This is a genomic window from Bacillus sp. HMSC036E02, from assembly GCF_001836235.1.
Classification (GTDB): domain Bacteria; phylum Bacillota; class Bacilli; order Bacillales; family Bacillaceae_G; genus Bacillus_A; species Bacillus_A cereus.
Genome location: NZ_KV827882.1, coordinates 125,054 through 134,236 on the forward strand (window position 1 = coordinate 125,054; position 9,183 = coordinate 134,236).

The following is a 9,183-nucleotide window of genomic DNA, read 5'->3' on the forward strand; positions in this document are numbered from 1 at the left end:
TTACACCTCGTCTTTTAATTTCTCCCCATCCAGGGCGGGCTATTTTAAGAAAGGATCTAGCTTCTACATCAAAAGAAGTAGAAGCTTTTCTCACTTTTCTTATTTCATGCTTTCTAAAAGCTCTTGCTCATAATCATAAAGAGCTGTTGGATAGTCCCCATTAAAGTAAGCCATGCATAGGCCGCCATATTTCCCTTCATATGGACGTCCAATTGCATCTACTAATCCATCTTCGCTTAAAAATGTTAAAGAATCTGCTCCGATCATTTCACGGATTTCTTCTACTGTATGATTTGCTGCAATTAATTCTTTTCTCGTTTGAATATCAATGCCATAGAAACATGGATATTTCAGAGGTGGTGAAGCAATTCTTACGTGAACTTCTGTCGCTCCAGCCTCACGAAGCATACGAACAATTCGTTTACTTGTCGTTCCTCTTACGATAGAGTCATCAATCATAACAACTCGTTTCCCTTCAACTACACCTCTTACTGCGGAAAGCTTCATCTTAACCCCTTGCTCGCGCAGTTCTTGAGAAGGTTGAATAAACGTACGTCCAACGTAACGATTTTTAATTAATCCTAACTCATATGGAATACCTGTCGCCTCCGCATAGCCAATCGCAGCTGAAATACTAGAGTCTGGTACACCAGTAACAACATCTGCTTCAATAGGAGCTTCTGCCGCTAAACGTTTCCCCATATTCTTACGTGCTGCATGAACATTAACGCCTGCAATATTAGAATCTGGTCGTGCAAAGTAAATATATTCCATACTACAAATTGCATGTTCTACATCGTTTGTGAAACGATCTACGTGAATTCCTTCATCATTAATGATAAGTAATTCACCCGGTTCTACATCACGAATGTATGTTGCACCTACTACATCAAAAGCACATGTTTCAGATGCTACAACGTAAGCATCCCCCATCTTTCCAATTGAAAGCGGACGGAACCCATTCGGATCTAATGCAACGATCATTTCATTTCCAGTTAGTAAAAGATACGCAAACGCACCTTTCACTTTATTTAAAGCCTCTTTTACACTTTCAATTAAAGAATCTTTCGTGCTACGTTTAATAAGATGTAAAAGTACTTCTGTATCTGAACTAGTTTGAAAAATACTGCCCTCTGCTTCTAATTCACGACGAAGCATTTTTGCGTTAATTAAATTTCCGTTATGAGCTAACGCCATACTATGATCGGAAAAACGGAACAACAATGGTTGAACGTTAGCAACTTCACTTCCACCAGCTGTTGCATATCGTACATGTCCGATTGCTGATTTTCCATTTAATCCTTCTAGCTCACCTCTTGAAAACACTTCTGATATTAAACCTAACCCCTTGTGACCGACGATTTTTTCCCCATTATTTACGACAATGCCTGCGCCTTCTTGCCCACGGTGCTGTAAACTGTGCAATCCGTAGTATGAAACTTGTGCTGCATTTTCATGCCCCCAAATTCCGAAAACGCCACATTCTTCGTTTAACCCCTTTATTTCAGCAAGCATGGGATTGCCCCTTTCCAAGCCTTTCTCATTTCATCTACATTTGCTGTAAGTAATACTTCATTTTCTTCATTATGAATTGTTACTTCATTTGTACTTGTTACTTCTCCAACTTGGATTGCTTCTACCACTTTCTCAAACGCCTCTTTATTTTCACGTTTTACAGTTATCACGAAGCGAGACTGTGATTCAGCGAATAATGCTGCTGTTGCTTCTCCATCTAATTTCACAGTAGCACCTAAGCCTTTAGCACCAATTGCACTTTCTGAAATCGCAACTGCTAAACCACCTTCAGCAACATCATGTGCAGATTGAACAAGACCAGCTTGAATTGCTTCTAATACTTGTTTTTGGCGTTTTAATTCTACATCTAAATCGATACTTGGTGATTGACCGAAAATTTTGCCGTGAATCATTTTCTGTAATTCACTTCCGCCAAACTCAGCTTGCGTCTCACCAATTACATACACTAAATCACCAGCTTGCTTAAACTCTTGTGTTGTTACATGTTTTAAGTCATGCACAAGTCCGACCATCCCAACAGTTGGTGTTGGATATACAGCTTCACCACTACGCTCGTTATACATCGATACGTTTCCGCCGATAACTGGTGTTTGTAATGTGCGACAAGCTTCACTCATACCGTCTACTGATTTCTCAATCTGCCAGAAGATTTCTGGTTTTTCTGGGTTACCGAAGTTTAAGCAATCTGTAATTGCAAGTGGCTCTCCTCCAGAACATACGATATTACGCGCTGCCTCTGCTACTGCAATTTTACCGCCCATCTCTGGGTCTAGATAAATGTAGCGAGAGTTACAATCTGTCGTCATTGCTAATCCTTTTTCTGTACCGCGTACACGTACAACTGCAGCATCTGAACCTGGCGTAACAACTGTGCTTGTGCGAACTTGGTAATCGTATTGATCGTATACCCACTCTTTACTTGCAATTGTTGGTTGCTGTAATAAAGCGAATAACGTTTCTTTATAATTTTCTACTTTTGGCGTTTCCATTTTCATTGCTTGGAATTCAGCAAAGTATGCTGCTTCTTTTGATGGCTTATGATAAATTGGTGCTTCTTCTGCTAAAGCATCTGCTGGAACTTCAGCTACCTTTTCACCTTTATGGAATAAACGAAGCATTTTATCTTCCGTTACTTTCCCCATCGTAACCGCTGCAAGACCATACTTCTCAAATAAATCTACTATTTCTTGTTCTCTACCTTTTTTCACAACAATTAACATACGCTCTTGTGATTCAGATAGCATCATTTCATATGGTGTCATTCCTGTTTCACGCTGTGGTACATCATCTAAGTACATTTCAATACCCATTCCTGCTTTACTTGCCATTTCTGCAGATGATGATGTTAAACCAGCCGCACCCATATCTTGAATTCCAACAAGTGCATCGGATTGAATTAATTCTAAACACGCTTCAATAAGAAGTTTTTCCATAAATGGATCCCCTACTTGAACCGCTGGACGTTTCGCTTCTGAGCTTTCAGATAGTTCTTCCGACGCGAATGTTGCACCGTGAATACCGTCACGACCAGTTGATGCTCCTACGTACATTACTGTGTTACCAGCACCGTGCGCTTGCCCTTTTTTAATGTCTTCGTGGTTAATCAAACCTACGCACATTGCATTTACAAGTGGATTTCCTTCATAACATGGATCAAATTGTACTTCGCCGCCAACAGTCGGAATACCGATGCAGTTACCGTATCCTGCAATTCCTGCTACTACTTCTTCGAATAAATATTTCACACGTGGTGACTGTAATTCACCGAAACGAAGTGAGTTTAATAGAGCTACCGGGCGTGCTCCCATAGAGAATACGTCACGAATAATACCACCAACACCTGTTGCAGCTCCTTGATATGGTTCAATAGCTGAAGGATGGTTATGACTTTCCATTTTAAATACAACTGCTTGATTATCACCGATATCTACAATTCCAGCACCTTCTCCAGGTCCTTGCAGAACGCGCTCACCTGTAGTTGGAAACTTACGAAGAACTGGTTTCGAATTTTTATAACTACAATGTTCAGACCACATTACAGAGAATAACCCTGTTTCTGTATAATTTGGCAGACGACCTAAAATCTTTTCAACCATGGCAAACTCTTCGTCTGTTAGCCCCATTTCCGCATATATACGCTCTTCTTTAATTTGTGTTGGATTTGGTTCAAGCATTAACGACATATGTTTCCCTCCACTGTTTTAAGATAGATTGAAAGACTTTTAACCCTTCAGCACCGCCAAGTAATTCATCTACAGCACGCTCTGGATGTGGCATCATACCAAGTACATTTCCTTTTTCATTTACAATACCAGCAATATCTGAAACGCTACCGTTAGGGTTTTCTACGTAACGGAATGCGATTTGATTGTTCTCTTCTAATTGTTTAAGCGTCGCTTCATCACAATAGTAATTCCCCTCACCATGCGCGATTGGAATATTAATTACTTCATCTTTTCCATATTGTGATGTAAACATCGTTTCATTATTTTCAACACGCAACTGAACAGTGCGACACATAAATTTTAAGTTTTCGTTTCTCATTAACGCTCCTGGTAGTAATCCTGATTCAACAAGAATCTGGAATCCATTACATACACCTAAAATCGGCTTTCCTTGCTCAGCAGCTTTTTGCACTGCTTTCATTGCATTAGCAAAGCGAGAGATAGCACCGCAGCGTAAGTAGTCACCATAAGAAAATCCACCTGGTAGTAGAATTGCATCATATTCATCTAGATTCTCTGTATCGTGCCAAACGTAATCTACTTCTTCGCCAAGCTCATCTTTAATTGCATGGAACATATCGACATCACAGTTCGAACCCGGAAATACTATTACGGCAAATTTCACTGTGCGACAACCTCCTCAACTTCATAACGGAAGTCTTCCATTACAACGTTCGCTAATAGTTTTTCACACATTTCCTTTACCTTGCTATCTAAATCAGATACAGATTTATCAATTGTTAGTTCCATGTACTTTCCGATTCGAACATCTTGTACTTCTGTGAATGAAAGACTATGAAGTGCTCCTTTTACTGCTGTTCCTTGTGGATCTAATACGCTTTCTCTTAATGTTACATATACCTTAACTTTATACATGTGAAATTCCCCCTAAACGTTTTAAAATCTCTTCATAAGCATCTGTTAAATTTCCAATATCGCGACGGAATACGTCTTTATCAAACTTTTCATTGCTCGTTTCATCCCATAAACGGCAAGTATCCGGTGAAATTTCATCCGCTAAAATGATTTCTCCTTCTTCCGTTACACCAAACTCTAATTTGAAATCTACTAATCTTACACGACAGCTTGCGAAATGATCAATCAACACTTGATTGATTTGTAGAGCCATATCTCGTAATACACTTACTTGCTCTGGTGATGCAACGTTTAATACACGAATATGATCTTCCGTTACAAGCGGATCTCCTAAATCATCATCTTTGAAGTAAAATTCTACGATTGGTTCTGCAAGTACAGTTCCCTCTTCCATTCCTAATCGTTTTGAAAGACTTCCTGCAATTACATTTCTTGTGACAACTTCTAAAGGAATAATACTCACTTTTTTAACAAGTTGTTCTGTTTCAGATAACTTCTCAACAAAATGTGTTTTAATTCCCACTTCTTGTAACTTTCTGAACAATAAAGTTGTAATTTCATTGTTCAAACGACCTTTTCCTGTAATCGTCTCTTTTTTCTCCCCATTGAAAGCAGTCGCACTATCTTTGTACTCTACCCAAACCATATCTGCTGATTCTGTACGATAAATTCTTTTTGCCTTACCTTCATACAGCAATTCTAGCTTTTGCATTTCGCAAGCCCCCTGTAGTTTGAAAAATGTGAATAATGTTTTTATAAAGAATGGCACAGAATGACTCTATTCTGTGCCATATGAAATTTTACGCTTCGTTTAATCCAAGGCGTTCAAAGATTGTATCAACGTGTTGCATATGATGCTCATAGTTGAAGCATTCATTAATTTCTTCTTGTGTTAACTTGCTTGTAATACGCTCATCAGCTTCTACAAGCTCTTTAAATTGTACTTGTGTTTCCCAAGCTTCCATCGCTTTAGGCTGTACGATATCATAAGCTTCTTCACGTACCATACCTTTGTCGATTAGTGTAAGCATTACGCGCTGAGAATAAATTAAGCCGTATGTTCTTGTCATATTGCGTTTCATATTCTCTGGGTATACAGTTAAGTTTTTAACGATATTACCAAAGCGATTTAACATGTAATTTAATGCGATTGTAGCATCTGGTAAAATTACACGTTCTGCCGAAGAGTGAGAAATGTCACGCTCATGCCATAATGGAACATTTTCGTAAGCTGTCATCATATAACCGCGGATAACACGAGCTAAACCAGTCATATTTTCAGAACCAATTGGATTACGTTTATGTGGCATTGCAGAAGAACCTTTTTGACCTTTTGCGAAAGCTTCTTCAACTTCACGTGTTTCACTCTTTTGTAAACCACGAATCTCAACTGCCATCTTTTCGATAGATGTTGCAATTAGTGCAAGTGTTGACATGTAGTGTGCGTGACGATCACGTTGCAATGTTTGTGTTGAAATTGGTGCTGCTTCTAATCCTAAGTTTTCACAAACATATTTTTCTACGAATGGATCGATATTTGCATATGTACCAACCGCACCAGATAGTTTACCAACACGAACTGTATCAGCAGCTTGTTTGAAACGCTCTACGTTACGTTTCATTTCTTCATACCAAAGACCAAGTTTTAAACCAAATGTTGTTGGTTCTGCATGAACACCATGTGTTCTTCCCATCATGATTGTGTATTTATGCTCTTTCGCTTTGTTAGCTAAAATGCTTACAAAGTTCTCTAAGTCTTTTAATATAATTTCATTCGCTTGTTTTAAGATGTAAGATAATGCTGTATCTACTACGTCTGTAGATGTTAAACCGTAATGAACCCATTTACGTTCCTCACCTAATGCTGGCGTTTCTGATACAGCACGAGTGAATGCAACTACGTCATGACGTGTTTCTTTTTCAATTTCATAAATACGATCAATATCAAATGATGCATGCTCACGAATTTTCTTAACATCTTCTTTTGGAATATCGCCAAGCTCAGCCCATGCTTCACAAGCTAAAATCTCAACTTCTAACCATGCTTTAAATTTGTTCTCTTCCGTCCAAATTGCACCCATTTCTGGGCGTGTATAACGACTAATCATCTTTTTCCCTCCAACAGTTGTTCTTGATGGTCCCAAATATGCAAACTCTTCGCTTTTTCTAGAGCGACTTCAATATTATCATTTAAAATATTAACATGCCCCATTTTTCGCTGTGCTTTTGCTTCTTCTTTTCCATACAAGTGTAAATAGCACCCGGTTAATCTATTCACTTGTCTTAGGACCCCTTCTATATGTTCGCCTAAAATGTTTACCATGACAACTGGTTTTAACAAATTTGTTTCTCCTAGAGGTAAATTACAGATTGCTCGAATATGTTGACCAAATTGACTCGTCTCACATGCATCCTGTGTATAGTGTCCTGAATTGTGAGGTCTTGGCGCTAATTCATTAATATAAATCTCACCATTATCTGTAGCAAACATCTCTACAGCTAGTGTTCCCACAAGTTCTAATTCATCCGCAAGTACCTTTGCATAAGCAATTGCTTTTTGAGAAAGCTCTTCTGTAATGCGAGCTGGAACGATAGATTCATGTAAAATGTTATTTACATGAATATTTTCTGCTACTGGAAACACTTTTGTTTCACCACTTACACTACGAATCACAATAACTGATACTTCTTTTTCAAAAGGCACCCATTTCTCTAAAATACATTCTGCTTTATCCACAAGATTTCTTGCTGTCTCAACATCAGCTTCACTTCTTAAAACAACTTGTCCTTTCCCATCATATCCACCTGTCGTCGTTTTTAAGACGGAAGGGAATGATAACTCAGCAATTGCTTCTGTAAGCTGATCTTGATTTTGAACTAATCTATACGTTGCTACTGGTAACCCAGCCTTCTCAATCGCATTCTTTTCTGTAAAACGATTTTGCGTTGTATTTAACAACTGACTACCTTGTGGTAAGTACGCATGTTTTTCAAGCCATTGTAAACATCTATAATCAATATTCTCAAATTCATATGTGACAACATCACTTATCTCTGCTAAATGCTGAATTGCTTTTAAATCATCATATGGTGCAACAATTTCAATATCAGCAACTTGTGCACATGGTGAATGCTTTGTAGGATCTAAAACAGCAATTTTATATCCCATTTCCTTAGCTGCCAATGCCATCATTCTTCCTAGCTGGCCGCCTCCAATAATACCGATTGTTTTTCCAGGTAAAATGATTCTCGTCATACTAGCTCACTACCTTCACGCACATCTTTTTCAATCGCTTCTCGTCTCAATTCTAATGCATCATGTATATCATCATGGAATGATCCAAGTATTTGTGCGGCAAGTAATCCAGCATTCGTTGAACCAGCTTTACCAATTGCAACAGTTGCAACTGGAACACCTCCTGGCATTTGGACGATGGATAATAATGAATCTAAGCCGTTTAATGCTTTTGATTGAACTGGAACTCCAATTACAGGAAGATTTGTCTTCGCTGCAACCATTCCTGGTAAATGTGCTGCTCCACCAGCTCCAGCAATAATAACTTTCAATCCACGTTCACGAGCCGTCTCTGCATATTCAAACATATAATCCGGAGTCCGATGAGCGGATACAACTTTTTTCTCATACGGTATATTTAATTCATCTAAAATGTCACAAGCATATTTCATTGTTTCCCAGTCTGACGTGCTTCCCATTATGACTCCAACTAGTGATTTCATATTAGAATCCCCCCGATTCAAATAAAAAAAGCCTGAAATAGAACAGTTTCTCTTTTACTATGAGAGAAAGCGCTCTACTCAGGCATACGTATCCCTTGTGAATAGAAAAATACCGAGTGACTTTCCCTCATAGTCTAACGAATAACGGTCGTTAGGTAGAGACTTGCAGGCCATATCCCCGCGATTATATGAGGTCTTATATTATTGTTTCTATGGCTATATTAACAATATTTCATAAACAATGTCAATAAATAATCGAATGTTTTTTTATTAGTAGTCAATAACGTTCGTGTTTTAGTTATATTCAAAAGAAGAATTGCAACTATATGCAAGAAGAAAAGGGAATTAGAATATATATTTCTAGACATCTATTTTACGTATAATCGTTTAAATGGCACTTCAGTATGTTTTAAATCAAAATATATATACTCTTGTATTATTATAACGATTTAATTTCTAAGGAGGATAACTGTTAAAGAAAGAACTATGCTATCATCCTATTTATTTTTCTCTATTGCAGTAATTTCTGTAATTATTAAATACTTATTTATAGCATCTCATTATTTAAAATATATACTTATGATAGAAATAATGTGTCCTATTTTAAGTATTACTTTAGTGGCATTAGGAAAATCAGGAACACTAAAAGTTATTGCTATTATTTTAAACAGTCTCTATTTCATTCTTTTTTCGTCTTTAGCTTTATTAAATTTATGGATTATAACATTCGGTAAATAGAAATAAACACAAAAAAACCTAAGTCAAAATGACTTAGGTTCTTGCTTGGCGACGTCCTACTCTCACAGGG

Annotated in this window: 9 protein-coding genes and 1 riboswitch; of the genes, 1 reads left to right on the plus strand and 8 read right to left on the minus strand. The window is 37.7% G+C overall.

Going from position 1 to position 9,183, the window contains the following annotated elements; translation table 11 throughout:
• Positions 1 to 99: 99 nt before the first annotated feature.
• The 8 genes from purF to purE form a co-directional block, all read right to left on the minus strand.
• Entirely contained in the window at positions 100 to 1,515 is a 1,416-nt protein-coding gene (gene purF / locus HMPREF2590_RS28285; RefSeq protein WP_000879025.1) for an amidophosphoribosyltransferase, read from the minus strand.
• The gene (gene purL, locus HMPREF2590_RS28290) at positions 1,500 to 3,719 is read right to left on the minus strand and encodes a phosphoribosylformylglycinamidine synthase II (RefSeq protein WP_000055565.1); all 2,220 of its coding nucleotides are present in this window, start codon (positions 3,717 to 3,719) and stop codon (positions 1,500 to 1,502) included. The genes purF and purL overlap by 16 nt, the downstream gene beginning before the upstream one ends.
• Positions 3,703 to 4,386: a phosphoribosylformylglycinamidine synthase subunit PurQ gene (gene purQ, locus HMPREF2590_RS28295; protein WP_000666787.1), complete on the minus strand. Its 684-nt coding sequence runs from the start codon at positions 4,384 to 4,386 to the stop codon at positions 3,703 to 3,705. The genes purL and purQ overlap by 17 nt, the downstream gene beginning before the upstream one ends.
• A complete protein-coding gene (gene purS, locus HMPREF2590_RS28300; protein ID WP_000278823.1) occupies positions 4,383 to 4,637 on the minus strand; it encodes a phosphoribosylformylglycinamidine synthase subunit PurS in 255 nt (84 codons plus the stop codon). Before purS ends, purQ begins: the two co-directional genes overlap by 4 nt.
• A complete protein-coding gene (gene purC, locus HMPREF2590_RS28305) occupies positions 4,630 to 5,349 on the minus strand; it encodes a phosphoribosylaminoimidazolesuccinocarboxamide synthase (protein ID WP_070861631.1) in 720 nt (239 codons plus the stop codon). Before purC ends, purS begins: the two co-directional genes overlap by 8 nt.
• 88 nt (positions 5,350 to 5,437) lie before the next feature.
• The gene (gene purB, locus HMPREF2590_RS28310; RefSeq protein WP_000625682.1) at positions 5,438 to 6,745 is read right to left on the minus strand and encodes an adenylosuccinate lyase; all 1,308 of its coding nucleotides are present in this window, start codon (positions 6,743 to 6,745) and stop codon (positions 5,438 to 5,440) included.
• Positions 6,742 to 7,893 carry a 5-(carboxyamino)imidazole ribonucleotide synthase gene (gene purK / locus HMPREF2590_RS28315; RefSeq protein WP_000196770.1) on the minus strand — a complete coding sequence of 384 codons (1,152 nt, stop codon included), beginning with the start codon at positions 7,891 to 7,893 and terminating at the stop codon, positions 6,742 to 6,744. The genes purB and purK overlap by 4 nt, the downstream gene beginning before the upstream one ends.
• The gene (gene purE / locus HMPREF2590_RS28320; RefSeq protein WP_000839367.1) at positions 7,890 to 8,375 is read right to left on the minus strand and encodes a 5-(carboxyamino)imidazole ribonucleotide mutase; all 486 of its coding nucleotides are present in this window, start codon (positions 8,373 to 8,375) and stop codon (positions 7,890 to 7,892) included. The genes purK and purE overlap by 4 nt, the downstream gene beginning before the upstream one ends.
• Positions 8,376 to 8,485: 110 nt before the next feature.
• Positions 8,486 to 8,587, minus strand: a riboswitch (purine riboswitch).
• 274 nt (positions 8,588 to 8,861) lie between these two features.
• Between purE and HMPREF2590_RS31010 the strand changes: the two genes are divergently transcribed.
• Positions 8,862 to 9,113, plus strand: coding sequence for a hypothetical protein (locus tag HMPREF2590_RS31010; protein WP_000953258.1), 252 nt, complete (start codon positions 8,862 to 8,864; stop codon positions 9,111 to 9,113).
• Positions 9,114 to 9,183 lie beyond the last annotated feature (70 nt).

Coding starts and splice junctions, on each gene's coding strand:
- purF (WP_000879025.1), bottom strand. CDS start 1,515: ATGCTTGCTGAAATAAAGGGGTTAAACGAAGAATGTGGCGTTTTCGGA.
- purL (WP_000055565.1), bottom strand. CDS start 3,719: ATGTCGTTAATGCTTGAACCAAATCCAACACAAATTAAAGAAGAGCGT.
- purS (WP_000278823.1), bottom strand. CDS start 4,637: ATGTATAAAGTTAAGGTATATGTAACATTAAGAGAAAGCGTATTAGAT.
- purC (WP_070861631.1), bottom strand. CDS start 5,349: ATGCAAAAGCTAGAATTGCTGTATGAAGGTAAGGCAAAAAGAATTTAT.
- purB (WP_000625682.1), bottom strand. CDS start 6,745: ATGATTAGTCGTTATACACGCCCAGAAATGGGTGCAATTTGGACGGAA.
- purK (WP_000196770.1), bottom strand. CDS start 7,893: ATGACGAGAATCATTTTACCTGGAAAAACAATCGGTATTATTGGAGGC.
- purE (WP_000839367.1), bottom strand. CDS start 8,375: ATGAAATCACTAGTTGGAGTCATAATGGGAAGCACGTCAGACTGGGAA.
- HMPREF2590_RS31010 (WP_000953258.1), top strand. CDS start 8,862: ATGCTATCATCCTATTTATTTTTCTCTATTGCAGTAATTTCTGTAATT.